Annotated in this window: 18 protein-coding genes; 10 read left to right on the top strand and 8 right to left on the bottom strand. The window is 44.4% G+C overall.

What is annotated here, in order from left to right:
• Window positions 1-10: 10 nt before the first annotated feature.
• The 6 genes from SWOO_RS19750 to SWOO_RS19725 form a co-directional block, all read right to left on the bottom strand.
• Complete coding sequence (locus SWOO_RS19750) at window positions 11-406, bottom strand: hypothetical protein (RefSeq protein WP_012326430.1); 396 nt, start codon at window positions 404-406, stop codon at window positions 11-13.
• A gap of 604 nt (window positions 407-1,010) precedes the next feature.
• Entirely contained in the window at window positions 1,011-2,582 is a 1,572-nt protein-coding gene (locus SWOO_RS19745) for a sodium/sugar symporter (protein ID WP_012326429.1), read from the bottom strand.
• A gap of 38 nt (window positions 2,583-2,620) precedes the next feature.
• Window positions 2,621-3,352: a DUF6445 family protein gene (locus tag SWOO_RS19740; RefSeq protein WP_012326428.1), complete on the bottom strand. Its 732-nt coding sequence runs from the start codon at window positions 3,350-3,352 to the stop codon at window positions 2,621-2,623.
• 13 nt (window positions 3,353-3,365) lie between these two features.
• Window positions 3,366-4,094, bottom strand: a complete 729-nt coding sequence (locus SWOO_RS19735; RefSeq protein WP_012326427.1) for a SapC family protein — start codon at window positions 4,092-4,094, stop codon at window positions 3,366-3,368.
• Window positions 4,095-4,130: 36 nt separating this feature from the next.
• Window positions 4,131-5,705, bottom strand: a complete 1,575-nt coding sequence (locus tag SWOO_RS19730; protein ID WP_012326426.1) for a tryptophan halogenase family protein — start codon at window positions 5,703-5,705, stop codon at window positions 4,131-4,133.
• A gap of 76 nt (window positions 5,706-5,781) precedes the next feature.
• Window positions 5,782-8,643 carry a TonB-dependent receptor gene (locus tag SWOO_RS19725; protein WP_041418291.1) on the bottom strand — a complete coding sequence of 954 codons (2,862 nt, stop codon included), beginning with the start codon at window positions 8,641-8,643 and terminating at the stop codon, window positions 5,782-5,784.
• A 757-nt stretch (window positions 8,644-9,400) separates the two neighbouring features.
• Here SWOO_RS19725 and SWOO_RS19720 point away from each other — a divergent pair.
• The 6 genes from SWOO_RS19720 (at window position 9,401) to SWOO_RS19695 (ending at window position 15,723) form a co-directional block, all read left to right on the top strand.
• Window positions 9,401-9,967 carry an RNA polymerase sigma factor gene (locus SWOO_RS19720; protein ID WP_012326424.1) on the top strand — a complete coding sequence of 189 codons (567 nt, stop codon included), beginning with the start codon at window positions 9,401-9,403 and terminating at the stop codon, window positions 9,965-9,967.
• Window positions 9,960-11,024 (top strand): FecR family protein, encoded by a 1,065-nt coding sequence (locus tag SWOO_RS19715; protein ID WP_012326423.1) that lies wholly within the window; start codon window positions 9,960-9,962, stop codon window positions 11,022-11,024. The genes SWOO_RS19720 and SWOO_RS19715 overlap by 8 nt, the downstream gene beginning before the upstream one ends.
• A gap of 190 nt (window positions 11,025-11,214) precedes the next feature.
• Window positions 11,215-12,114: a fructokinase gene (gene mak / locus SWOO_RS19710; RefSeq protein WP_012326422.1), complete on the top strand. Its 900-nt coding sequence runs from the start codon at window positions 11,215-11,217 to the stop codon at window positions 12,112-12,114.
• A gap of 132 nt (window positions 12,115-12,246) precedes the next feature.
• Window positions 12,247-12,462: a hypothetical protein gene (locus SWOO_RS19705; RefSeq protein WP_012326421.1), complete on the top strand. Its 216-nt coding sequence runs from the start codon at window positions 12,247-12,249 to the stop codon at window positions 12,460-12,462.
• A 91-nt stretch (window positions 12,463-12,553) separates the two neighbouring features.
• Window positions 12,554-14,572, top strand: coding sequence for a DUF3857 domain-containing transglutaminase family protein (locus SWOO_RS19700; protein WP_012326420.1), 2,019 nt, complete (start codon window positions 12,554-12,556; stop codon window positions 14,570-14,572).
• Between the two features lie 2 nt (window positions 14,573-14,574).
• Window positions 14,575-15,723, top strand: a complete 1,149-nt coding sequence (locus SWOO_RS19695) for a hypothetical protein (RefSeq protein ID WP_012326419.1) — start codon at window positions 14,575-14,577, stop codon at window positions 15,721-15,723.
• Between the two features lie 73 nt (window positions 15,724-15,796).
• Here SWOO_RS19695 and SWOO_RS26480 read toward each other — a convergent pair whose 3' ends face one another.
• Complete coding sequence (locus SWOO_RS26480) at window positions 15,797-18,619, bottom strand: HD domain-containing phosphohydrolase (RefSeq protein ID WP_012326418.1); 2,823 nt, start codon at window positions 18,617-18,619, stop codon at window positions 15,797-15,799.
• Window positions 18,620-19,230: 611 nt separating this feature from the next.
• Between SWOO_RS26480 and SWOO_RS26100 the strand changes: the two genes are divergently transcribed.
• From SWOO_RS26100 to SWOO_RS19675, 3 genes are all read left to right on the top strand, one after another.
• The gene (locus SWOO_RS26100; protein ID WP_181950469.1) at window positions 19,231-19,398 is read left to right on the top strand and encodes a hypothetical protein; all 168 of its coding nucleotides are present in this window, start codon (window positions 19,231-19,233) and stop codon (window positions 19,396-19,398) included.
• 10 nt (window positions 19,399-19,408) lie between these two features.
• Window positions 19,409-20,851, top strand: a complete 1,443-nt coding sequence (locus SWOO_RS19685) for a disulfide bond formation protein B (RefSeq protein ID WP_195742818.1) — start codon at window positions 19,409-19,411, stop codon at window positions 20,849-20,851.
• A 157-nt stretch (window positions 20,852-21,008) separates the two neighbouring features.
• Window positions 21,009-22,243, top strand: a protein-coding gene (locus SWOO_RS19675) for an IS3-like element ISShwo1 family transposase (protein ID WP_195742808.1) whose coding sequence is annotated in 2 segments (ribosomal slippage) — window positions 21,009-21,366 and window positions 21,366-22,243 — 1,236 coding nt in all. Because the reading frame shifts where the segments join, the coding sequence is not laid out codon by codon here.
• A gap of 44 nt (window positions 22,244-22,287) precedes the next feature.
• Here the strand turns inward: SWOO_RS19675 and SWOO_RS19670 are convergent.
• Window positions 22,288-23,004 (bottom strand): oxidative stress defense protein, encoded by a 717-nt coding sequence (locus SWOO_RS19670; RefSeq protein WP_041417803.1) that lies wholly within the window; start codon window positions 23,002-23,004, stop codon window positions 22,288-22,290.
• 236 nt (window positions 23,005-23,240) lie between these two features.
• Between SWOO_RS19670 and SWOO_RS19665 the strand changes: the two genes are divergently transcribed.
• Complete coding sequence (locus SWOO_RS19665) at window positions 23,241-25,283, top strand: cation:proton antiporter (protein ID WP_012326415.1); 2,043 nt, start codon at window positions 23,241-23,243, stop codon at window positions 25,281-25,283.

Below are 25,283 nucleotides of genomic sequence, written 5' to 3'. Positions count from 1 at the left end.
GTTTTTTGAGCTATCTTGAACCATCAAACCACATCACAACGTTTTTTAATGTGCCGAAGCTTCCATCAAAATTATTTGTATAAAAAGTTCCTTTAAAAGTTACAAAGTTCACTTCTGCAGAACTCTTCAGAATTTCTCCTGCGAGCCCTTCACTTATATCAATGCGAATTGAATCCACGAACAAATTATTTTTTGCTTTTTCTGAGTCTATAAATAAATAGTATTTATCACCATTTTGTTTAAATGTACCACTAACAATGATTTTTCTTTCATTATAATCATCTGGTGAGGAGACCATAGCAACTAAAGATACATTACAATAACTATTAGATATAGCCTTACAGTAATCAGATATTGCCAGCACATCAAAAGCTACAATTAAAAATAAGAAGAAAAAGTATTTCATTGAATTACCTATTATTTATTAATTCTTGTGACTGAACTTGAACCAGTTTAGACTGAAAAATATTAAATGAGCTATTAATCAATAACATAATGATTCAACAGTGAGCTATCAATACTTTTCCTATCGCTTAACTTCCCCTTTAACCAAAAGATAAGACTTGATAGCCATATCTTTTGAGTTATCTCCCTTCCTTAAAGTAGAAGATGGTTCTCAGAGATAATTACAATATCTTTAAGTCAATGAGGCTTGGTAAATATCGAGCACTGTTGCAACTGTAAGCGTTGATGGCATGGCCGTTCAATTACATCCATGTCAACACGGCATTTGTGAATCCGTTCACATCAGATGTCATCGTCGAGCCCATCACGGATGACTCTTGTTAAATCAAAAGGCGGCGTTCTATTGAGGTAACAGTGCATAAGACTGCGGCAGGCAATAGATACAAAAAACACCTGATGCCAACAAGTATCATGAAGATATTCGCTCGCAGGCATCAGTTTATAACAGTGTTCAGTTACTCAAGAGGACTTAGGAACAACCTAACCCAGTTGGCAAACTAACCTAAAAAATGACTCCCGCTATGGTCATCCCCATAGCGCCAAATCTACCACCAACACACATAAAACGCGCCGACAATCAAAATAACTGCCATGGCTGAGACGTTATAGGAGCGGCTTGTGGCAAACTCTACGCTGTCGATATCCACTGACTGATTCTGCTCTTGCGCAGCTCCTTTATCAAAATGAGACACCACAGCTGCTAGTAGCAAACAAGCCACGAAGACTAGGCCGACTCTGTCCATGAAAGGCAGGTCTGGCAACGCGAGTTTGAAGGTGAGTGAGAGCACGGCTGAACCTAAGGCGGCGGTGAGTGCTCCTTTAGAGGTGGTGCGCTTCCAGAACATGCCCATCACGAAGATCACCACGATCCCCGGTGTGAAGAAGCCGGTAAACTCTTGAATGTATTGGAAGGCTTGATCTAACTCGCCTAATAGAGGGCGGGTGGTCAATAGGGCGATGATCATGGCGCCTAAGCTGACGAAGCGGCCCACTTTCACGTAGTGCTGCTGGGATCTCTCTTTGCGATAGTGGCTGTAGATATCCATGGTGAAGATGGTGGAGATACTGTTGGTCATCGAACCCAGTGAGGAGACAATGGCAGCCACCAGTGCAGCAAAGACCAGACCTTTAATGCCCGATGGCATCAAGCTCATTAGCATAGGGTAGGCTTTATCTGCTGGTTCTAAGTCTGGCATCAACAGGTAAGCGGCTATGCCTGGCAGTACCACGATAACCGGCATTAAGACCTTTAAAAATGCAGCAAATACGATCCCTTTTTGCGCCTCTCCTAAACTCTTTGCGGCCAGTGCCCGCTGAATAATGTATTGGTTAAAGCCCCAGTAGGAGATATTCATGATCCACATGCCGCCAAGCAGAACTGAGAGTCCAGGTAGGCTCATATAGTGCTCATGCTCTGGGCTTAAGATCATGTCGAACTTCTGTGGTGCCTGTTCAAGAAGAAGCGCAAAACCTTGGAACACTCCGTTGTCATTACTGATCATATTGAGGGTGGTGTAGCTGAGGAAGAGTCCACCAAACACCAAGAGTACCACCTGAATAATGTCGGTGTAGGCGACCGCTTTTAGGCCACCATAGAGAGAGTAGGCGAGGGAGAAGAGACCAAGGAATGCCATGGCCACTGTGATATCCACGCCAGTGACTGTGTTGATGGCCAGTGCGCCAAGCCAAAGGATGGCGGTGAGGTTAACTAAGATGTAGACCCCAAGCCAGAAAAACGCCATCACCATACGAACATTGTGATTGAATCTCTGCTCAAGGAACTGAGGCATAGTGAATATCTTGTTTTTTAAGAAGATAGGCAGGAAGTATTTACCGACTATGATCAAGGTGATTGCCGCCATCCACTCATAGGAGGCGATCGCTAATCCCATGGCATAACCTGAGCCTGACATCCCGATTATCTGTTCGGCTGAGATATTCGCTGCGATAAGCGAGGCTCCGATAGCCCACCAAGGTAGGCTATTGCCCGCAAGGAAGTAATCACTGGCATCTTTTTTGTGGCCCATTTTTTCCCGTGACACAAAGTAGGCGATGGCAATGAGCCCAAGTACGTAGACGATAAAAATACCGACATCCAATGTTGAAAGTTGCTGCATAGTGTTCTCTTTATTATGTAGTTATAAGGTCTTATCTATTACTTAAACAGGATGAAACTGTTGAGGGTGAGCCGTCCTGTTGCTGGGTTATCTGTGAGCTTGCTATCGGCTCTGATATCCGCTGAATGCAAGCAGTTACTGGGGTAGATAATGGCTCTGTTGAACTTTGGGTCTACCGAGTGTACCTGCTCAAATAGCGGGCTACTGCCGTTGGTGTAAGCGGGGTTTTGATGGAGCTGCATGCCGTAAGCTTGCTGTTTCAATCTTTTTCCATATAGTGGGAGCCGCTCATGGGTGATGGACTCGAATCGACTCTCTCTGTGGCGATACAGAGAGGTGCCACCTAGAGGAGCGCTAAACAGGTAGTGCACCACAGCAAACTGATCACTTGAGGGGCTGTCAAAATGGGGCAACATCTGAATAGGCCGCAGCGCTTTAGCTTTTGTCATGGTCAATGAGAAGGCTGACAGTAAGGTATTAGGCTGTTTGCTTTGGCCAATGCCATAACTTGAACGGATAAGCGCGCTATATCTTTGTATAAGTTGTTCGTCATAGTCTAAAGGTGCTGCTTTACGCTTACCTGGATAGAAATCTTGATTGTTGGTGCTAAATTCAGGTGGCCGACAGGCCTGTTTTACCATCGCATCTGGATTTAACAGCAGGTCGTCGATGATCAACAACGGGGTTCTCTCCTCTCCCACCGTATGCAAGACTGGCTTAGCGTCAGGATTGAATATCACCGAGCGATCGCTGAGTAGATCTGCTGCCATGCTCATCTCCATATTAGCTATTCTGATCAGGGCTATCGCGCCTGTTCTTCATCTCTATCAGACTGTAGATCTGACCTAATGAGGCGATCATCATGTAGATTGGCTCGAAAAACTGGGTACGATGTAGCCTTAGCAGTTGTGCATCGCTGAGGTTGTTAAACTGTTTCTCATCTATTGTGTAGAGTCCATTGAGGCGGGTGGGGTTGGCATGTTCAAAGGCGATCTCAACTGACAGAGGTTGCAGCAGCTTTAGCTCTTGAAGTAGTTGCAGAAAAGCTTGGTTATCTGCCTCTCCTCGCAGTAGTTGAGCTAAGTGTTGCTTGGCCTCCTGTAGATGCTCGGACTCCTCTCCTTGCTTCCCGTAAAGTGGGATCCCTTTTGGCTCTTTGCTTAATGTTGGGCTATCGATATCGATACACAGTGGGTGCTCACCGGTTTGACTCTCTTTAGGGCCGACGAAGAAAGGCTGTCTGCGGATCTGCAGTGGTAGATAGATGCTGCGCCATTCATCATCGTGCCAGAAAAGGTTTTCCCCTTCGCCAAAACCCAGTAGGGCGACAAAGGTAAATGCACCAGTGTCGCCATTTTTAGTCAGCACAATAGGATACTGGGTGATCAGTTGGCGAAACTCAGACAGCACCACAGGGATCATATTGAGTTTAGAGCCGTGCTGGCCACACTTATGTGGATCTAGATGTAAAGATTGGTGCTCGCAGGCAGTTAGCTGGACTAAATTGCTCATGTTAAGGCTCTCTTTTTATTCGTTAACGCAGCAGCGTTAAATTTGGCTAAAGCCATATTGTTTTATCTTATTGATAAGCTCTCTATTGCTCGGTAATTGTACGGTAGCCCGCTCAATCAAATACTGATTTTTAGCGAACTGTCGATGAGCATATTGCCAGTCATTGAGTAGATGAGGCGTGACTGAATAATCGGTATCAAAACCCATTCCATAGAGTACATATTGGTAGCTTGCAGCCGGGAAAACTTCATTATTACTGGTGAAGTCCATGTCCGCCGGTGCTCTGTGCTGCCATACTTTCATCAGATCTTGTAGGCTATCAGGGATCGTTTTAGGGTCGCGGTTATCTTTCCAAAAGTCGCTGTCACAGCGTCGACTTAGAATGTAGTGCAGCTTGAGAAAGTCGATGATGCGCTCCCATCGGTAGTTGAAGGTTTGATTAAAACGTTTTGCGACGATATCCATCACCTCACGGTTGGCGGGTAGCTGTTCGCTAATCATCTGTGCTGAAAGTTCAACAAGGACAATCGCCGAGGCTTCTAGCGGTTCAAGAAAACCTGCTGATAGACCCACGGCGACACAGTTTTTGTGCCAGAAAGTCTTACGGTGGCCACTCTTAATGGGGATTTTTCGCACTGTGAGTGAGTCAAATTTGGGACCGATATAATCGGCCAATGCCTGCATGGCTGTAGCCTCATCTGTGTATCTACTGGAGTAGACATGACCGACGCCTCGTCGATGCTGCAAGCCGATATCCCAGATCCAACCCGCCTCTTGTGCAGTGGAGATGGTATGGGAGGCGATGGGGCTATTCTCTTCGTCATAGGGCACGTGCACCGCTAAGGCTGTGTCGATAAAGAGCACGTTGCTACAATCGATAAAGGGTATTTGGTAGTGCTGACCTAAGAGTAGGGATTTGAAGCCTGAGCAATCGACAAACAGATCGCCCTCTATCTCTTTTTCAAGTTTGTCCGTTGTTTGCGTGGTTAATGAGGCGATGTCACCGTTAGAGTGTTCATTGATGGCAGTGACATGAGCGCTGAGATAGGTGACACCCAACTTTTCGGTGCAGTGACGCTGGAGAAATTGAGAGAATTTACCTGCATCGAGATGATAAGCGTAGTTGGCTACATCTGAGTATTCAGCGGTGCGTATGGTTTTAGGGGCTAAGCCCTGCTCACAGACGCTCTCTTGAAAGCAAACTGCGTTGGAGAAAGAGTGTTTACTTTCCTCATTTGATTCTGCGTGTAGCGATGCCCAGTAGGGGGCGAGGTCGTGCTGAGTAAAGCCTTGGGGGAGCACGAGAGGGTGGTAGTAGAAATCATCATCTGAGCCATCGACCCACTTGGCAAATTTGGCTCCTTGCTTGAAAGTGGCGTCACACTCGCGAATAAAGTCTGTTTCACTAATGCCCATTTTTATCAAGCTATTGCGCATGGTAGGCCAAGTGCCTTCCCCTACGCCAATGGAGGGAGTATCAGGTGATTCAACCAAGATCACCTCAACGGGGCTACCCGAGGTGACTTTGTGATGGGCCGCTAGCCAACCTGCTGTGATCCAGCCTGCGGTTCCACCGCCGACAATCACGATTTTTTGTGTTGGTTTATCCATAATGCTACTCACAATTAAAGACAGAAATTAGCCTACATCTAAGGTGATGTAGGCTAAACAACCAGATGTCAGTGGCTTAGAATGAGCCGCGTATACCTAACGCGAATCGACGGCCACTGTCTTCAACTGAGAGTAGTTGGTTTTCGAAGCGTCCGCGTTTATGGACGTACTCTTCAGTTAAGTTCACCCCTTCAAAGAAGACTGCTAGGTTCTCGGTGAGATCATAGCTACCGCTTAAATCGAGTTGTGCGTAACTCTCAACGATTGTGGGACCATCGCCATTGGTTTGTGTCAGAGACTGCACAAATGAGTCACGCCAGTTCCAGGCAAGACGTGTCTGGATAGGACCACTTTCATAGAAGGCAACCAGGTTCACTGAGTCACTTAAGCCTGTAAGCGCAAACACTTGAGTGATATCAGCGGCGTCGAGTTCGGCGTTGCTGCTGACAAGTGTTGCATTAGCCATTACGCCAAAGCCTGACTCGCCAAAGCTGTGCTGCACGGCAAGTTCCCAACCGTCGACTATGGCCGACTCTCCGTTATTGGGACGAGTATTGGTGAAGTGTGCGACGCCGTCATTGCTGTCGGGGTTATCTGTGTCATCACCGGTCGAGGGATCGGTCAGTAAGCTGCCATCACTTAAGGTGAAAGTGAGATCCTCTTGGGTATTAACGATGAAGTTTTCAACGTTCTTTCTAAAGTAACCCGCTGAGACGTAGCTGACCTCATCGTAATACCACTCAAGGGAGAGATCTAAGTTCTCAGAGCTAAATGGCTTGAGCTTAGGGTTACCTTGGCTGGAGGTGAGATCGCCACCGGGACGGGTGGTGTTGATCACCGTGATTGGCGACATGCTGTTGAGTGTTGGACGGGTCATGGTTTTCGATGCTGCCAGTCGTGCCACTAAGTCGTCGGTTATCTCTAATTTAACGCTAAAGCTTGGCAAGATAGCATCATAGCTATTGGCTTGGCTGATCGCTTCAACACTGCCATAGGCGGGTAACATCTCTGTTTTATCTAAGATGTTGAGCTGAGCTATTGGCTTATCACGACCTTTAACATCTGTGTCTGTGGTTTCATATCTCACACCTGCGGTGCTTGAAATGAGCATGCCTGCGATCTCGCCGACAAAATCGACCTCGAAGTAGGCGGCAAAGATATCCTCTTGCACACTGTATGACTTATCTCTGAGCACTGCATCGAAACTGATAGTGTCACTGTTTGTACTGGCGTAATACTGCTCAAGAAAGGCAAAGTTGGCTTCACCGTCATGGGCGAGCCAAGAGGTAGGCATCTGGCCGCTACCACTAACACCACTGAGGAAGTCACTGCCAGCATCGAAGATATACTGCGCATCAGGACTGATTGTGGGACTGTCGGGATAGCCACAGTATGCACAGTGAAGCCCCTCTCCCTCGTTATCCCATCGGTTGAGGCTTTTAGTCTCGGTTGAGTACATCATACCAAATCGAGCCGCGCTAAAGCCTGTGTCGCCGTCGGCAAGCCAAGTGTTGTCCCATCTAAATTGGTCTAGCTCATCTTGAACTTCCCAGCCTCGACGTAGCATCACATGGGCTCGGCTATTATCTGTACTCAGGTAGTCTTGTACACCTGCTGGTGTGACTGAGGGATCGTAAGCTGTGCCGTCGAGCTCCTGTTGACCGCTATAGATGTTTGGGTTGGCTGATTCAAACATTGAGGCGTTGGGGAGGATATCGTCATTGACTTGAAAGCGGACGCGATTGGCGTAACCGATAAGTGATAACTGATTACCACGACCATTATTGGCTTCACGACTGGCCTCTGAGTGACTGTAGTCGAAACTCATATTGAGGTTATCATTCACGTCCCAATCGGCACTCAGGCCGAAGGATTTTGAATCTGTAATACGATCAAATTTCTTGGCGTGAAAATCCGTTGCTAAACCAACCTCTTGATACATGTCGACGACAGTACCATTCGCGTCGACAATGGGACTACCGCCATCGACACCTGTGACGTTAGGCGCTGTGAACCAGTGACCGTATGAGGTGGCATTGGTTTCCACATCAAAATCTGAGTAGAGTGCATCGGCGGTGAGCACTAAGTTATCGGTTGGTGCGTATTGCAGCACTAAGTTGGCATTGGTTCTGGTGCGATCTTCAAAGGTGACCTTGTGATCATAGTTACGAGCGGAGAAGATATTGCCTGTGTAGGCTTCTCCTGAGGCTGTTTTAGGATCTGGGATCCCGACATTCTCTAACCAACCATCAATTTGAGCCTGATTTAGGCGTGTTTTTCGCTCCTGATGTGAGACTCCGAGCAGCACACCAAAGCTGTCATCTAAAAAGGTGTTACTGATTAAACCTGAGATCTGAGGCGTGGTCTCTTCGCTATTCTCATCGTAGATCCCCTTGATACTACCAGCGGCTTTAAAGCCATTGATGGCGAAAGGCTTTGCTGTATTGATGTTCACGGTCGAACCGATCCCACCCGATTGCATGGTGGCCGATGAGGTTTTATGGACATCTAAGCTGCTGACCAGCTCTGCGGCAATGGTGTCGAAACTAAAGCCGCGGGTATCACTTTCACTGGCTATCTGGCGGCCATTGACCAGTACGGTATTGAATTGAGGGCCAAATCCTCTGACGGTGATCGACTGCCCCTCTCCCCCCGAGCGGTCGATGGAAACACCAGTAATTCGTTGCAGAGACTCGGCGAGGTTGGTGTCGGGAAACTTACCTATATCTTCAGAGGAGATTGAGTCAACAACCCCTTCAGCACTGCGTTTTACATCCATGGAGCGGCTTAGAGAGCCTCTGATCCCACTGACCTCAATCACTTCCATTTTGGTATCGGCACTGGTATCTGCCTCTGCGGCCAATAGCTGCGGTGAGGCTAAAGTTCCCATTGCAGCTAACACTGCACTTGCTACTTGATTCTTGTTGTAGGTGGTCATATCGTCTTGTCTCTTATGATTTTTATTATATAAGATTGAGATCTGCCCACTGTCGTTCATCTGTGCAACAAGCCCGGTATTTTCGAGCATTAACTTCAGCGCATCCATGGTGTTGTATTCGCCATGTACCGCATTTACGTCTATCCCCTCCACCTTTTCGAATGAAAAGAGCAGGGTAATATCCGCCTGCTCAGCCAGATAGATGAGTGACAAATAGGCCCTTTGTTGAGGGATATTGAAAGCAACACTGTCGACGGCCTCTTTAGCGATTAGCCCAGGTGTAAAACTTGAGACTAAACATAAGAAAAAAAGCTGACTGATCAGTTTTCGATCCCGCAAATGCATGGTTTTTTGCCACGCACCAAAGGAAGACGATTGATAGAAATTTTTCCTCCATAAAAAATTTATTATTTTTATTTTTTTGTGAAACATTTATCTAGCCACCCACTCACTTTTAGCTGCCTGTTGTGTGTTTATGCACTCATTGCAGTCTTATTGTTCTACTCTTTTTTTCTAGAATAACTTTTTATAAAACAGTGGTTTGAAATTGTTGTTTTGTTTGTTTTTAATTCCACTGTTCTTGCTAGGTTATCCAGTTGTATGCTTGGTGTAAAAGCCTTATTCTAGTTTAAGCTACTGCAGAGTGGGGTTCTTAGTCGCTTTTTACTGACAATGAAATTGACCCTATGGCGGATTTTTACTGCTGATTCGTCTTAATAGGATTGATGATGTTTTTGGCTGGTATAGATAAGACGATATGTTAAAAGAGACCTTGATATACAAGACCTACCTAGCCTCAAGAGAGGGAATTGCTCGGGTGGTTTCCCGCATTGTTCCTCCCCATGAGATTGAGGATATTGTGCAGGAGACCTATGTACGTTTATGTCAGGTAGAGAATAAAGAAAGCATTAATTCTGCCAAGTCATTTATGTATAAGATGGCGAGAAACTTGGCTCTTGATCATCAAAAGCGGGCAAATGTGAGATTAGTGGACAGCGTTGATGATTGGCATGAGTTTGAGAAGGCGCTGTGTGACCGACATGATGAAGTGTATGACAAGGCAATTACCAGCCTTGAGTTCGATAACTTCTGTGAAGCGGTGCGATTGTTACCGCTGCAGTGTCGTAAAGTATTTGTGCTAAAAAAGGTGTATGGCTACTCTCAGCGAGAGATTGCCGAGGAGCTCGAATTGAGTGAGAGTACAGTTGAGAAGCATATCTCTCAGGGGATTAAACGGTGTACAGTTTTTATGCGACAAGCACAAAAGGGCAAGACTCAGGTGAGTGCGACAACATCAGGCAAACGTGGAGGTGCTCATGAGTAATGTTCATCAACTACATCCCGGTGCCATCGATGATGAGCAGCGTTTGGATATCGCCAGTGATTGGATCGCCAAGATGGATAGGGAGCTGACCGCTGAGGAGCGTGAAGCATTAGCCCAGTGGCTGCACTGTGATGTTGAAAATCTCCATGTTCTGCTCGAAATCGCCCAGATGTGGGACAAAATGGATGAGCTGGGAAGGCTCTCCGATATCTTTCCTAAAGCTAAGCCTACTCGTAAAAAAACACCGGTATGGATGGGGGGAATTGCAGCTTCCATACTGCTTTTTTTGAGTATTGGTCTGTACCAATTTGCTCAAGATGTTGAGCCTAACGCCCAAGTCACAGGCGTCATTGCGATGCAAAGCAGTTATCAAACGGCGGTTGGGGAGAGTAATACCATTAATCTACCCGATGACAGCATTTTGGTTTTGAATACCAACAGTTTTGTTCAGGTGAAGTACACGGCAAATGAACGAATTATTGAGCTGCAACGTGGTGAGATAAATATTGAAGTTGCCCACGATAAATCTCGTCCGTTAAGCGTGCTTGCGGGTGGCAAGGTTATCCGAGCGGTAGGAACTGCATTTAATGTCGATGTGCGTCCAAGCGGTGTTGAGCTGATTGTGACTGACGGTAAGGTGCTGGTGGTTAAAAAGAGTGCCGAGGCATTTTTAAAAGAGAGTCATGCCGATCAACCTAAGTTGATGGGCACAGCACTGGCGGTGGCCAAAGATGAGCGAGTGATGCTCAATAATAGGGAGCCTCTGCCAAGCGTTGCTTCTAAAGTGGCCCCAGGTGAGATAGCCACTAAACTCTCATGGCGCACTGGAAATTTGATCTTCAGAGGTGAGTCTCTCGAAGAGGCCATGGCTGAAATTAGTCGATATACCGACATTCATTTTGAACTTGCCGATGATGAAAACCTTAAAAAGATTAAAGTGGCCGGTATGTTTAAGACGGGTGACGTGAATGGGCTGCTTAATATCCTGGATCAAAACTTTAATGTTAGCCATGAAAAGTTGAGCCGCAATAATATCAAGCTTAACTATGATGGTTAATCCCCTACAGATGGGCTTTACAGCTATTCAATGAGAGGAGGTTTGCGTGATAGAAACCTCCTCTTTCATAAAATAATCGAACGTACTCTGGCCGCACTTTAATTTTGCTACTCCTATGGGTTTTATGCCTATCAGGTGCCTAGAGGGCGCTCTTCAGATCCATGTTTGATTGATTAACGGGACTAGATAGATGTTACGGATTGGCGTTGATTTGGGTGGTACTAAGATTGAAGCTGTTTGTTTAGATGAGTTGGGCAACGAGTTATTTAAAAAGCGGATCGCGACTCCCAGAGAGTACGAGTTAACTCTGGATGCCATCGTCAGTTTAGTGGAGGAGGTGGAGGTGCAGTTAGGCAAGCGAGCCACAGTAGGTGTTGGGATCCCAGGAATTATCTCACCTAAAACTGGGCTAGTTAAAAATGCCAATGCCACTTGGATTAATGGCCATCAGTTAGATAAGGATTTAGGAGCACGGTTAGGGCGAGAGGTTAAAGTGGCCAATGATGCAAACTGTTTTGCAGTATCAGAAGCTGTAGACGGTGCAGGAGAGGGCAAGGCTTTAGTGTTTGGCGTAATTATCGGAACTGGCTGTGGTGGCGGTTTAGCTGTGGTGGGCCGAGTCCATGAAGGTGGCAATGGGCTAAGTGGTGAGTGGGGCCATAATCCACTTCCTTGGATGATGGCTGATGAACATAGGAGTACCCAGTGCTTTTGTGGCCAACATGATTGCATCGAGACTTTTATCTCTGGCACAGGTTTTATACGAGACTATCAACAAGGAGGCGGCGAACCTGTTAGCTCTGGTTGCCAGATTATGGCCTTGGTGAAAGCGGGAGATAGTGTTGCTACACAGGCTTTTGAGCGCTATATGGATAGGTTAGCGCGCGCGTTAGCTCATATCATCAATGCAGTCGACCCCGATATCATCGTATTGGGTGGCGGCATGTCTAATGTCGATGCCATCTACCCTAGATTACCTCGGCTGTTATCTCAATATGTGCTTGGCGGTGAGTGTATGACCCCTGTGGTGAAGAACCGCTTTGGTGGCTCATCGGGTGTCCGAGGTGCCGCATGGCTTTGGCCTGCTTAATGGTGGGAGTTCTTGCCGCCATGGTGTGAAGCAAGCCGAGAGGTTGGTCGTTAATTAACCATGGTGACACCACCGTTTTTTGTTTAGGATGAACAGGTATTAGCCAAGGTGATGATGAAAGGAGAGGCCGTGATGAGAACATTATTAGGGATGGCACTGCCACTGGCATTAACAGTAGCGATAACAGGTTGCACTAACAAAGAGCTATATCAATTTGGTCAAGAGCAGCAAGAGAGTCAATGTATAAGTGAGGCTGTGTCGGAGTCTCAGATCAATGACTGTAAGTCTGCAAATAAACCAAGTTATGAAGAGTATAAAAAGGAAAGAGAAGCGGTGGTTAGCTCTTGATCAGGTTTAGAAATTACAGTGCGGATATTATTTGCTACCTATGTTAATGGGTTGTGATACTCTGAACTTGTCTAAGGGAGGAGCACTACCTGTGAAAACTATAATAAGATTAAGCGTTATATTTTTTGTACTATTCTCGTCTGTGATTCAAGCAAAGCAGATTAAGTCTGGGGAGTATGAAATCACCCTAGGAGAGCCCAGTGATTGGGTTGTCACTCAAGCTTTATCACCGCAAAAAATCAATAAAGAGAAAGCTCCTGTTCATTACAGACTTGTAGGTCGACAAGACAGGTTTACTGATAAGAGTAATGAGTATTACCAAGATTTTGCTGCCACAGCACTGAATCAGGAAGGGGTAAAAGAGCTCTCTAAAATTGAGCTAACCTTTAATCCTGAATTTGAAAAGCTTACTTTGCACACTGTAGAGATCGAGCGCAGGGATATTTGGTCCGACAGGTTAAAAACCGCCAGAATTAATGTTATTAATCAAGAGCAGGAGCTAAGTAATGACCTATTTAATGGCCTAGCGACCGCTGTTATTGTTTTAAAAGATGTCAGGGTAGGGGACACGATCCGCTATCAGTACAGTATTAAGGGCCGCAATCCCGTTTATGGTAAAGAGTTCGGTAGTAGCTATGCAATGGGCTGGGAAGTTGCGATAGATAAAGTTCATGTCAGGTTTATTAACGCAAGCGGTCAGCCACTCAATATTCAAAGTAATGATAATCCTCCTGCGACAATTACGCAGAGTCGATTTGGCAAAGAGTATGAATGGCAACTTGCTAATGTGGCTAAATATAACTTCGAAGAGGGGGTTCCTGCTGGCTATTTATGGTCTCCGACCGTTTTTGTTAGTAGCACTCCTTCATGGTCAGAAGTCAGCAATTGGGCCATTTCTCACTATCAATTTGATGAGTCTCCCTCTCGGTCATTGAATGAGTATATTAAAGAGGTCACCACAAACTACTTGAGCAAAGAGGAGCAAGTGGCTGAGATGATTCGTTTTGTCCAACAAGATATACGTTATTTTGGTATTGAGATTGGTCAGAATAGTCATATCCCCCACAGCCCCAATACTGTTTTTGAACGTCGTTATGGTGACTGTAAAGATAAAGCCAGTCTGCTTATTGCCCTGTTAGGAGCAATTGATGTACCTAGCTCGCCGGTTTTAGTGAACACTGGGATTGGGTTAACTCTCAATGATCGTGCTCCCTCTGCCATCTTATTTAATCATGTGATTAATGAGGTTAACTTTGATGGGAAGCGATACTTTATTGATGCGACCAATAACTATCAGGCTAAAGGCCTTGATTTCATTACTCAGCCAGACTTTGGTTATGGGTTGGTGCTAGATAAAGGAACAGATTCATTGGTTGCCATGCCTTCGGGGAATACTGGGCTAGACAGAGTTTCAGTAGAGCAACTTTATGTTTCATCCAGTTATACAGAGCCTGTCGATCTTTATATTACGACTCGATATTTAGGTCATGAAGCTGATTATATGCGTTACCGGTTATCCAGTGTTTCGCTGTCTGAAATTGAGCAGCACTATTTAAACTATTACGCTAAGTTTTATCGAGATATTAAGCTTGAGTCACCCGCTTTATTGATCGACACAACTGAGGGCGGTAATGAGATATTGATAACGGAGCATTATCGTATTGGTGATTTTTGGCTAAACAATAGCAATGCTATGGATTTTGGGCTATTCGCTAGTTATATCAAAAACTATGTAGAGTTGCCTAAAGTGATTAATCGGACCCAGCCGTTATCACTGCCGAGTATTGTGTCAATTAATCAGACGCTGAAGCTTATTATGCCCGATGGCGTTGATTATCAAGTCAGAGATACGGATAAAAATATCACTAGTAATGGCGTTAAATACCATGTTTCTGAAGCTTATTATAATGGGCAGTTTGTTCAGCGTCACCAGTTTGAGATCGATAGGAGAGTGTTGAATACAGATGAGAGTCTCGATTATATCAACGCCTTAAGAGAGGTTGATAAACAGCTTTATTATACAGGTTCTATCAACGGCGACTTTTCAGCTCCGGTTAACCCTGGAGTCGAGTTTATTCTACAGCAGTCCATTTCTGTGAAGGAGAAGTAGCCATGAATTACACTATCACAGCATTGTTTTTGATGGTTTTTGCACTTAGTGGATGTCAGTCTACTCAGAACTCAAATGTTTCTAATAATCTCTATCAAGCTGACAATAGAGCTGACAGTGGCCGACTCTCTTCGCTCTCATTTATCCATCGGCAAGGTGCCTTGATGGCAGAAACCTTTAATCAGGATAAAGAGAATGCTTTTTATGACTGGTGGGATCGCGAACACTTATTGAGCTATGCCCATGATAGATATCCTGAGCTCACGCTTTCCGAAGAGGAGTCTTTTTACCGGACTGTTCGTACTAAATTTAGCAATCAGATTAATGGTACCGAGATGTGGCGCTTTGAGGGGGTACAGGGAGATAACTTAGTGTTTAGTGCCTACCTCACTGAGCTGCCTATCACTGTGCTCATTGAGTATAAATATCTTCAAAATATTGGCCAGAGGGAGTTAGTCGTTGTAAATTGGAGAATGCTGCATCACCTAACTTCGGGATTAGATGCTTACTCTTCATACCTGCATAACTCAGAGGTATTGAACCAGAGTGGGTATTTTGATCTGATTCAGTCTGCTGTGAATGGGATTAAAAAAACGGAGAGAGAGGTGAGCGAGCTGTTTGATAGCTTGCCAGAAGCACTTAAGAAAGATCCCACCTTGTTAAATGATTTTCTCTGGGCGAGTCTTGAAGTTGTCCCTAACCCATCTGCTGAGTTCTTTAGACAAACTTATCCATATGTACCTAGTTTGACCCCTGAAAATAGCGCGTTTTGGGGATACCTCTATATGCTACAAGATGATTTAGAACAGTTTAAATATGTGCGTAGTATGGCGATGGCAAACTTAGGTTATATACAGACTAACTATGCGTTAGTTGGCGTTTTGTACTCATTGCAGCAACAGGATTATGATTATGCTTTTGAGCAGTTTAGCCACTATATCAAGGCTCAACCTAATGATGCGATAGCCTACGCTATCTACTTAAATAATCTGATTGATCTCGGGCTACATGAAAGAGCGAGTCAGGTTTATCAGGCATTAAGGCTTCAGTTTAACTTAGAGTTGGTACCTGAGGACTTTGTTGAGGTGGATCCAGATAAGCTTTCGGCATTTTTCTATAGCGATGCTATGCAAAAAGTATCTAGATTATAAGGGTTTTATCTGCCGTTATCTTAGTGTTAACGGCAGCTGCAAGCTTGCCTGCTTACTTTAATGGATGAGTAAGCTAGAGGTATATACTGCGGATTTTGTCGATATCTATGCTATCAGTCTGTTGCTCTGTCAGGTATTGGCTTGCGTACTTGTTGTAAACATCGGTTTGGATGAAGAGATCAAATAGTTCCCTATCTAGATGTTGGTCTTTGACCATATTAGCCATGATGGTTAAGGCTTGGCTGATCGGTTTAGCAATTTTGTAGGGTCTGTCAGATGCCGTTAATGCTTCAAATACATCGGCAATGGCCAAGATGCGACCTTGCAATGGGATCTCCTCGCCTGCTAGCTGTAGAGGGTAGCCCTTACCGTCGATACGCTCGTGATGGCTGCCAGCAATAAGTGGTACATTCTTTAGGTGCTCAGGGTAGGGCAGCTGATCTAACATTAGATAGGTTTGCACAATATGTTCATTGATATTGTAGCGATCTTCCACAGTTAACGTGCCAGCTTTTACGCCTAAATTGTACAACTCTCCTCGGTTGTATTGATACTCAGGCTGCTTTATCTTGAAGTCGCGTAGTCCGTTAGTAGGCAGCCTTTTTTTATCATCCCAGCAGTAAAGGTGCTCAGCTTTATCCGCCAGTACAGGCTCGCTAATGGGGAGTGTTTGTGAGGTTTTTCTTACCTGCTCTTGGTGAGAGATGCCGATATTATCAGGCAAGGTTCTGAGCCAGTGTCTTTTGGCTATGTTCTCTAAGCGGTTAAGCTTATCCTCCTCCATAAACTCAGTCCCTAAATTGCATTCGGCAATAAAGGCAAACTCTTCTTCCAGAGTCTGTTTTTGTTGTTCACAATGGCTCTTGGCCTGTTGCTCATCTTGGCCTGCGATAAGGGCCTGCAAGTAGTCGATATCTGCATCACGTTTTAGTACTTCATAACGCATTCTTATTTCATGAATTCGGTCATACACTGTTTCTAATTTTGTAGATTTATCCATGATGAAATCTGGGGTGGAGACCTTTCCGCAGTCATGTAACCAAGCGGCGAGCCATAGCTCCTCCCACTGTTTATTGTCCATGTGAAAATTGACGAAATGCTCGCTATCTAGCACGACCTTTTCGACTAACATCTTAGTTAGCTCTGGAACGCGCTTACAGTGTTCACCTGTGTAAGCCGACTTCACATCGACGGCACTGGCGGTCATCATTACAAAAGCATGGAATAGATTTGTCTGCTCCTCCATCGCTTCTAGGTGCTCTAACACTAGCTCATTAAAACCAATAAACTCCTGAATAAATTCGAGTCTACTGCGGATATCGGCTGTTATTTTATATTCGAAGCAGATAAGCAGTGCACCGGTATTTTGGTTATTTCGATTCATTAAGGACATCAAGAAACAGGTGTGATGTTTCTCTGCGATGAGTTCAGATTCCTCTTTGGTTAACTCATAAATTGGCTGTTTGAAAGCTGCTGGGTTGATATCGAATAGTGCCTGCAGCTCAATGTTTTGTTTATTACCTATTCCTGCTGACAGCGAAAGTTCAGCACGGGATTGACGTGAATTGATAAAGAGTAAGCAAGTGTCGGAATTTAAAATCTCTTGTACTTGAGATACCAAAGAGCGGGAGACCTCTTTAGGCTCTGTTGAGCGGGCTACACTTTTTAAGTTACTGATAAAGTCGCGCAGCACCTTTTCCATTATCAGCATGTTCTCATTCACTTTATCTATCTCAGTAATACCTGAACTACGATAGGGGCGATGCTTGAAGACAAAGTGTTGAATGTTATCCAGTGACTCGACCAGAAAGGTGAGCGGCCTGACTACGCGGCTGGTGGCTGCAAAAACGATGAGCAGTGACAAGGTCACGATCACTATAGATAACATGATGAGCTCGGTGCGAAACTCATTAGAGTTGGCAAGAAGATCGTTTAACGAGATCAGGTTCACAAGGTAGAGGGTCTCATTTTTACCAATCACCATAGGGGTGATAATCAGTTGCCAAGGATGGCCTTGCCACTCAATGCTGTGGCTTTCCCCTTTAATATTGACGCTTTTTAGCGCTGGGACAAATTGGCTGATCTCTAGATCTTTTAAGGTAACCTTTTTGGTTGGGTCATCAACTTTAATTGTTTGATTGCTGGCGAGTAACCCCTCCTTCTCAGTAAAGAGAAAGGTTTGTGAGTTGGTTGAGTAGGTGAGATCTCGCAGGGCTTCATTGAGTGAGTCTAAGGTGAAGTCTGCGGCGATCACACTGCTGTTATCTAAGGTACGCCGTGAAAATGTGATGCCAAAATGCTTGAAAAAATAGAAATAGTAAGGCTCGGTGACATTGATTTCACCGCCATTTTTGGTTTCGATAAACCAAGGTCTGACTCGGGGATCATAATTTTGATTGTCATAAGGAAATGCGCTGATAACTTGCATCTCTTTGTTGAAGAATATGCGTTTTTGCAGACCATTGAATTGATTTAAGTCCACCATGATGGCGGTGTTGTCTGGGGCGTTGAGTTTAATGCTGTCGCTGCGGTCATAGATAGGCCTAACCACAAACGAGTTGCCATTTTTATGACCAAAATAGAGGGTTGATAGATGTGGACTATTGGCCAAAATTTTTGCCAAGGTACCTAACCACTCTGGATTGTTAATCTCCAGTTTGGCATTGACGAAATCCGTGAACGCCAATGTATCAAGAATGGTGGTTAACGGCGTTTCTAAGAGCTCTATTTTAGCTTTAAGCACTTGTGCATGACTATCGATGATATCTCTCGAAAGGCTAGTGGTGACCTCTCGTGAATGTTCGATGCTCACCTTAATCAGAACAACACTCAATAGTAGGATTATCGAGGTGGAGATCCCTGTGATAAAGGTTCTGAAAGAGACGGATTTTTTCATGCTTACTTCTCTATATACTTGGTAAGTCTTGCTCACCTAAATAAGTTTTTAATGCTGGTTAAATCATGACAGCCAGCTTATATAGTAAATCGCTATCTCTGTCGCCATATTTTTGAGTTAACAATCTAGTTGTTTGATCTATCTCAAATAGGTTCAAATCGATTTTCAAGCTATCAACTAGGAGGAGCCAAAAGCGTGTTTTGTCACTTTTTTGTCGCCTAATTCAGCAGTCTGTTGCTCTGATGTTGAGAATGAAATGAGCTGTTAGCAATCAAATTCAGTTCACACTAAGTAGATACCTAAAAATAGGTGTGATCACAGATTGTTATACAGTGAAACCTCACGCTCAAAATTAAAATTAGGATTGATTTTATTGGGGTTTCCTATGAGTTACCTCTCATCAATTTCCTGTCTGAATTGTTACTTTGTCCAGCGAAAACTATCGGTGAACTTGAGTTATCGAGCAGGTTTTCATTGTGAGTTCGTTTGATCAAATACCGTTAACGATCTTCGTTGGGGAACAGGGTGAGTGGAGGCTTTTTTGAGCGAGACTCACTTTAGATTGGGTGTTTGATTTCGACGGCCGTTTATTATTATAACTGGATTAAACTATGGAATTTTTACTCTTCTGTCTCATCTTCTTTACCGCTTATTTGGTGGCTTTTAAGCCACATAAGCAGCGCATGGCTGATATCTGTCTGTGTGCCAGCATTGGCATGAGCATTCTTATCTGGGTGATTGCTACCTGGGGCATGTTAGTACCGGCAGGGAACCTATAAGAATATGAAAATGAAAGAATCAACTGTAAACCAAATCGTTTCCCTTGCTGCTATGGCACTGATTGCATTGCCAGTGGGGATCGCCTGCATCATTTTAGGTTATGGATTGGGTGATACTCCCTGTATTTTATGTTGGCAAGAGCGTACTGCGATGGTGTTGGTAGCTCTGATTGCTATCTTCATTACTCGTTATGGATTAAAGCCAAAATACCTTGGTGCACTGATTTTGGCCTCAGTTTACGGTCTGTGGGCTGGTTATCGTCATAGTTCGAACCACATCTTGAAAGATATTGGCCAAGGCTTTGGCCCAGCTATTTTTGGCGTGCACACCTATGTGTGGGTGATGGTTGTGTTCCTCGTTATCCTGCTGTTTGCTGCGGTATTGCTGATGTTACAGGGCGATAAGCTAAGTGAGAAAGAGGATAAGAACAGCTGGACTTTGTTAAACAGGTCGACTGTGATGGTGTTCCTTGTGGTGATTGGTTTCAATATCGTGCAGGCGTTTAGCCAAACGGGGCCTTTTCCATTTATCGGTCAGAGCGATCCATATCGTATGACTTTCGACAGTGACAAGATTGTTTGGTCTACGGCTAATTGGCCTAAACTCTCCTCCCTATCTGCGCGTGGCAGCTACGCCATTGAGCGTCCAGATTTTGCCAATATGGCAGAGGTTGAGGGAAGTGAGGTGAGTAATCAGCCGAGCTTGAACGCTTTGAGAACACAGAAGCTACCAACTGAGATCACTGGCGTGGCGACTGGAATAAGTTACAGCGCTAACAGTGATATCTATGCCGTGGTGACCAGTGATAACTGGGTACACTTTCTCAACGGTAAATTGGATAAAGTGTTGGCTTCTGTGATGATCGATGGTGCTTTCTCTGTTGAGATATCTAACCTTACAGGTGTTGCCTTTGATGGCGATAATAGTGTGTTAGTGACCGCAGATCATAAGAGCTATGTGCGTCTTGAATACGATCCATTAGCAAAAATTTCCGACAGTTACTACTTGTTTATGGATGGCACAGATGGCGTGAAGGAGTTGAAACGTAGTCGTTTCTCCACTGTTCGTGCTAAATACAACTATATCGGTAGTTTAGGCTGGGATGCGGCGACTCAAGAGTACGTTACTGTGACTCTTCCAGCTAAAGTGCGTAATAACTTTGTGATCTCTCGTTTCAGCAACCAAGATTTTGAGCTCAACAGTGAAGCTAAAATTATCAACCCTGCAGAGACCTTCCCTATGGTGACTGGTTTAGCTATCGAGCAAGATAAGGCTTACCTGTTAAATCATAGCGCTAAACAAGTTTTAGAGATGACGATGGCAACCAATAGTATTGATGCTGCGTACAGCTTCGATGGCGTGAGTAATCCTCAAGGTTTGGCTTTAGTGAACGGCGAGTTTGCTGTGCTTAATGGAGCGCAAGGGCAAAACTCAGTAAGCTTCTTTAAATAATGTGATCGATTAAGCTCTTACTAGATGGAAAATTAATTGTACTGATTGATATTAGTACTTGTGTGACTTTCGAAAAAGCCCTTGGTAGTGATTACCAAGGGCTTTTTATTGGATAGTGTCTTGTCCTGAAATGTGTTTACACATTTAGGACTTTATTATGACAACTCAAATCCCCACCCACGTTAAGCGAACACAACGAGATTATTCGTTAGGCTTTAAATTACAAGTTGTAGCAGCCGTTGAAAAAGGCGACATGACTTATAAGCAAGCTCAAAGCATTTATGGTATCCAAGGTCGTTCAACCGTACTTACTTGGCTCAGAAAGCACGGTAAGATGGATTGGACTCAACCAGTGAGAATAACCATGCCTAAGACCACCAAAGCTAAAGAAACGCCAGCTCAAAAAATAAAGCGCCTTGAAAAAGAGCTTGAGGATGAACATTTACGTAATCTATTACTCAATGAAGCCGTTGATATCATTGATGCTGAGTATGGCGCAGGCCTAAGAAAAAAGTACTTAGCCAGGGAGCGAGAAGTCTTCAAAAACAGAAAGTAACAAGCTTAAATCGTGCTTGCGAGCTTCTTGGCATAACAAGACAAGCTATCTACCAAAGAGAAACGAGAGAACTCTGCCGAGCTATAGAACTGGCCCCAGTAAAAGCAATGGTGCTTGATATCCGTCGCTTTATGCCACGTGTGGGTGGCAGGAAACTCTACTTTTTACTGAAACCCAAGTTCATCGAGAAAGGAATTAAACTTGGGCGAGATAACTTCTTTAGTTACTTGAAACGTGAAGGGTTATTGGTAAAACCTAAGCATAACTATACCAAGACAACCCACAGTAAACACTGGATGAAGAAACACCCGAATTTACTCAAAGAGTTTACGCCTTTATCGCCTGAAGAGGTCTTTGTGAGTGACATAACTTATGTTCAATCAGAGCAAGGTGTTCACTACTTGTCACTGGTGACGGATGCGTTTAGTCGTAAGATTATGGGTTATGAACTTAGTGATGAGATGAAAGCAACTGATGTAGTTAAAGCCTTAAAAATGACAGTGAATAATCGCCAATATCAAGGCCATGCAGTTCATCATTCAGACAGAGGGTTACAGTATTGTTCAGCAGTCTATCAGTCAGCATTACAGAAAAATGGTATCCGAGCATCAATGACGGATGGGTATGATTGCTATCAAAACGCATTAGCGGAGCGAGTAAATGGTATTTTGAAGCAAGAGTTTTTGTTATATCCGTGCAGCAATCTTGATGAGTTAAAGCGACTCGTTGAAGAGTCAGTTTTTATATACAATGAAATGAGGCCGCACTTGAGTTTAGGTATGAGAACACCAAATCAAGTGCATAAAAAAGACCAGCAGCAAGAGCAACTGGTCTAATTAAAACCGTCAACCTATTTCAGGATGGGACATAGAGTTAAGAGTTATTTTAGCTTGAATACCACCTCAACTCTGTCAGTGATCGTAACTTGTCCCTGCTGATAACTCTCAGCGGCATCGAACTTAGGACTAGCTGCATTCATTCTTAGCATGACTGGCTGAACCGGGTGTTGCTCGAAATAACGGATCTCCCATACACCATCTAGCTTTTCACCAAAGCCTTTAGCTAAGGATCTCGCCTTATTTTTGGCATCAACAATCGCAGCTTGACGAGCCTTTTCAACATAATCAGCCTCTTTACTGGTTTTAAGGGCGATATTGTTAATGCGATTTATTCCCTCCTCAAGGGCTGAGTCTAAGATATTGTTTAGACGAGCTAACTCCCTGACCTTGACTGTTATCTGCCTGCTTGCGTTGTAGCCAACCAGTTCGGCAGGCTTATCTTTTTGGTAGTGGTATTGAGGCTGAAGATTCAGATTTGCACTTTGGATATCTGCTCGTTCGACTCCTGTCGCTTTTAAACGCTCGATAAATTTAGCTACAGCGGTATCAGAAAGCGTCTTGGCTCCCTTGGCTGTTTTATCTTTAATGGCTACCTGAACATTAATTTCGGCCATATCAGCTTCAACAGCCAGCTTGCTGACTCCGACAGTTTCAAGATGGGGAAAGCTAATTTCACTGGCCTGCAGCAGTGGAGCGGCCAAGATGCTTGCGCTGAGAAATGTACTTGTCAGTAGATTTGATAAAAGTGAACGCTTCATAGGAACTCCAAAATAATCATATTTAATCATGTGTTTAACGGCTTTTGCTTGCATCAGCTTCAGTTGTAGAGCTTATTCTGGCCGTTTGTTGAAGGTATAAACGGTGAAAGATAGAGAAAGGGTTAATCTTTTATTTTTTATTTAAGTCGAGTGGTTGGCTTTCTATTTAGGTGTCATTGGATAAATGTGGACTAAGGGCTATTTTTAATAGAGTAGGGGAACCTTAAGGAGCAGATATGCAGACAACTTTACTATTATTGGTGTTTTTTGTTGTTGCGATATTGCTCGGAATTATGCTGCGTAAACTTTTAAAAAATACCGCCATTCCCTATTCGGTTGCGCTGCTAACTTTGGGGATGCTGATAGGAGGGAGTTTAAGTTTTGAAACTCAGCTGCCTGTGGTTAATGAGCTAAAAGCATCATTTGTGCTTGCTAGTCAGTTAGATGCCAACCTGATTATGTTTATCTTTTTACCTGCTTTAGTGTTTGAGTCTGCCTTCTCTCTTGAGGTTCACCTCTTTAAACGTATGTTTTCACAAATTGCTGTGTTGGCTATTCCTGGTATGGTGATCTGTACCTTAATCACCGCCCTTTTGTGTTTGACAGTATTACCCTGGAACTGGTCTATTGGTGCGGCCCTGATGTTCGGTGCGATAGTGAGTGCGACCGACCCCGTAGCTGTGGTCTCTTTGCTGAAAGAGATGTGTTCACGAGCTCGATTGCAAACCCTTATTGAGGGGGAGTCTCTACTCAATGACGGCACAGCTATTGTACTCTTTACACTGTTTCTCTCCCTTGCTACCCAGATACAGCCCGAGTTTGAAGCCAGCGAGGTGATTATTGAGTTTGTTCGTGTCGTCTCGATAGGTGTGGTTATTGGGACTGTGGTTGCGGTGATAAGTTTGATGTTTATCGGCTCTCTATTTAACGACAGCTTAATTGAGATCGCACTGACACTGGTTTTACCCTATCTGGTTTTCTACGTTTCTGAACACATTTTTCATGCATCAGGTGTGGTGAGTGTGGTTACCTTGGCATTGATCTACGCAGGTCCCGGAAGGACACGATTTTCACCAGAAGTGATGGAGCATCTACATCACTTCTGGCATACCCTCTCTTTTCTGTTTAATACCCTAATATTCATCTTAGTTGGCTTAGTCGTGTCGACGCGGTTAGGTTTAGCGGATCTGGCAAACTGGGAGTATTTGGCTGTTATCTTCTTAGGCATATTGGTTATCAGAGGGGGCGTTATTTTAGGCCTAATGCCTATTTTAGCCCGCATAGGGATTGGGCTTACTAAGGAGAAGTCAGTTGTATTGATCTGGGGCGGATTAAGGGGAGCGGTGTCGCTGGCTCTGGCCTTAATTGTGGCAACTAATGAATCTTTAGATATTCAACTTAGGGATCAGGTACTTTTTTTAACCGCTGGAATAGTGGTATTAACCATAGTGGTGAACGGCTCGAGTATGCGGTTTGTGATGGCGAAACTGGGTCTAGATAAACTGCCTAAAGCCAAGCAGCAAACCTTTGCTAAGGTACAGCATAAGATCTCTAATGAGATGGTTTCGATGAGGAGCAAGCTTCAGAGTGATGAGTATCTTAAGTCCGTCAACTGGTCGCTTGTTGACCAAAATATTGTGTCAGTAGGAGAGGGATATGAAGAGGAGAAGATAGACACTCAAGTTGAGTATTTGCGAAAGCTTCTGGAATCTGAGCGGCAGTTTTATTGGAATCAATTTGCGAAAGGGTTGTTGAGTAAAGATGCTACGCATATATTGGTCGATGCCATCGAGAAAGCTTTGGATGGAACGCCTCAAGTGTGGCCAAGAACCTCAATCGTAAGGCATTGGAAGATCCCAAAGTGGTCAACTCGGTGCCGTACTTTCCCTGTTATTGGTGCTTATGCCCGCGCCGCTAACTATAAGCAACACATGATTATATTTGAGAGTGCACGGGGACTGTTTGAAGCCAGTGAATATATTAAAGATTTGGCTCCTAGTCTGTCATTAGCGCCAGAGCAGCTTAAATTGGCACTGGAGCAGGTTGAGCAGGTCAATCATTTCGCTAAAACTACCTTAGCTGATTTTCGAGAACAATCTCCCCATTTAGTGGAGCGTGTCGAGTCCTATCTTGCATTAAGAATATTGCTCAACACTGAGCGTAAAATGATCCAAACCTTGACCCATGACGGCATGATCTCTGAAACCGATGCCGAAAAGCTGATTGAAACCGTTGAGCTAAAAATGCATCAAAGTAAGAAGCAGAGTCAGCTCATTTAA

This window comes from Shewanella woodyi ATCC 51908 (genome assembly GCF_000019525.1).
Classification (GTDB): Bacteria; Pseudomonadota; Gammaproteobacteria; order Enterobacterales; family Shewanellaceae; genus Shewanella; species Shewanella woodyi.
The sequence above is the reverse complement of the archived record's forward strand: the minus strand, read 5'-3'. Positions and strand labels throughout refer to the sequence as shown.

Excerpts from the sequence above, each read along its gene's own strand:
- SWOO_RS19750 (WP_012326430.1), bottom strand. The coding sequence starts at position 406 with ATGAAATACTTTTTCTTCTTATTTTTAATTGTAGCTTTTGATGTGCTG.
- SWOO_RS19745 (WP_012326429.1), bottom strand. The coding sequence starts at position 2,582 with ATGCAGCAACTTTCAACATTGGATGTCGGTATTTTTATCGTCTACGTA.
- SWOO_RS19740 (WP_012326428.1), bottom strand. The coding sequence starts at position 3,352 with ATGGCAGCAGATCTACTCAGCGATCGCTCGGTGATATTCAATCCTGAC.
- SWOO_RS19735 (WP_012326427.1), bottom strand. The coding sequence starts at position 4,094 with ATGAGCAATTTAGTCCAGCTAACTGCCTGCGAGCACCAATCTTTACAT.
- SWOO_RS19730 (WP_012326426.1), bottom strand. The coding sequence starts at position 5,705 with ATGGATAAACCAACACAAAAAATCGTGATTGTCGGCGGTGGAACCGCA.
- SWOO_RS19725 (WP_041418291.1), bottom strand. The coding sequence starts at position 8,643 with ATGACCACCTACAACAAGAATCAAGTAGCAAGTGCAGTGTTAGCTGCA.
- SWOO_RS19720 (WP_012326424.1), top strand. The coding sequence starts at position 9,401 with ATGTTAAAAGAGACCTTGATATACAAGACCTACCTAGCCTCAAGAGAG.
- SWOO_RS19715 (WP_012326423.1), top strand. The coding sequence starts at position 9,960 with ATGAGTAATGTTCATCAACTACATCCCGGTGCCATCGATGATGAGCAG.
- mak (WP_012326422.1), top strand. The coding sequence starts at position 11,215 with ATGTTACGGATTGGCGTTGATTTGGGTGGTACTAAGATTGAAGCTGTT.
- SWOO_RS19705 (WP_012326421.1), top strand. The coding sequence starts at position 12,247 with ATGAGAACATTATTAGGGATGGCACTGCCACTGGCATTAACAGTAGCG.
- SWOO_RS19695 (WP_012326419.1), top strand. The coding sequence starts at position 14,575 with ATGAATTACACTATCACAGCATTGTTTTTGATGGTTTTTGCACTTAGT.
- SWOO_RS26480 (WP_012326418.1), bottom strand. The coding sequence starts at position 18,619 with ATGAAAAAATCCGTCTCTTTCAGAACCTTTATCACAGGGATCTCCACC.
- SWOO_RS26100 (WP_181950469.1), top strand. The coding sequence starts at position 19,231 with ATGGAATTTTTACTCTTCTGTCTCATCTTCTTTACCGCTTATTTGGTG.
- SWOO_RS19685 (WP_195742818.1), top strand. The coding sequence starts at position 19,409 with ATGAAAGAATCAACTGTAAACCAAATCGTTTCCCTTGCTGCTATGGCA.
- SWOO_RS19670 (WP_041417803.1), bottom strand. The coding sequence starts at position 23,004 with ATGAAGCGTTCACTTTTATCAAATCTACTGACAAGTACATTTCTCAGC.
- SWOO_RS19665 (WP_012326415.1), top strand. The coding sequence starts at position 23,241 with ATGCAGACAACTTTACTATTATTGGTGTTTTTTGTTGTTGCGATATTG.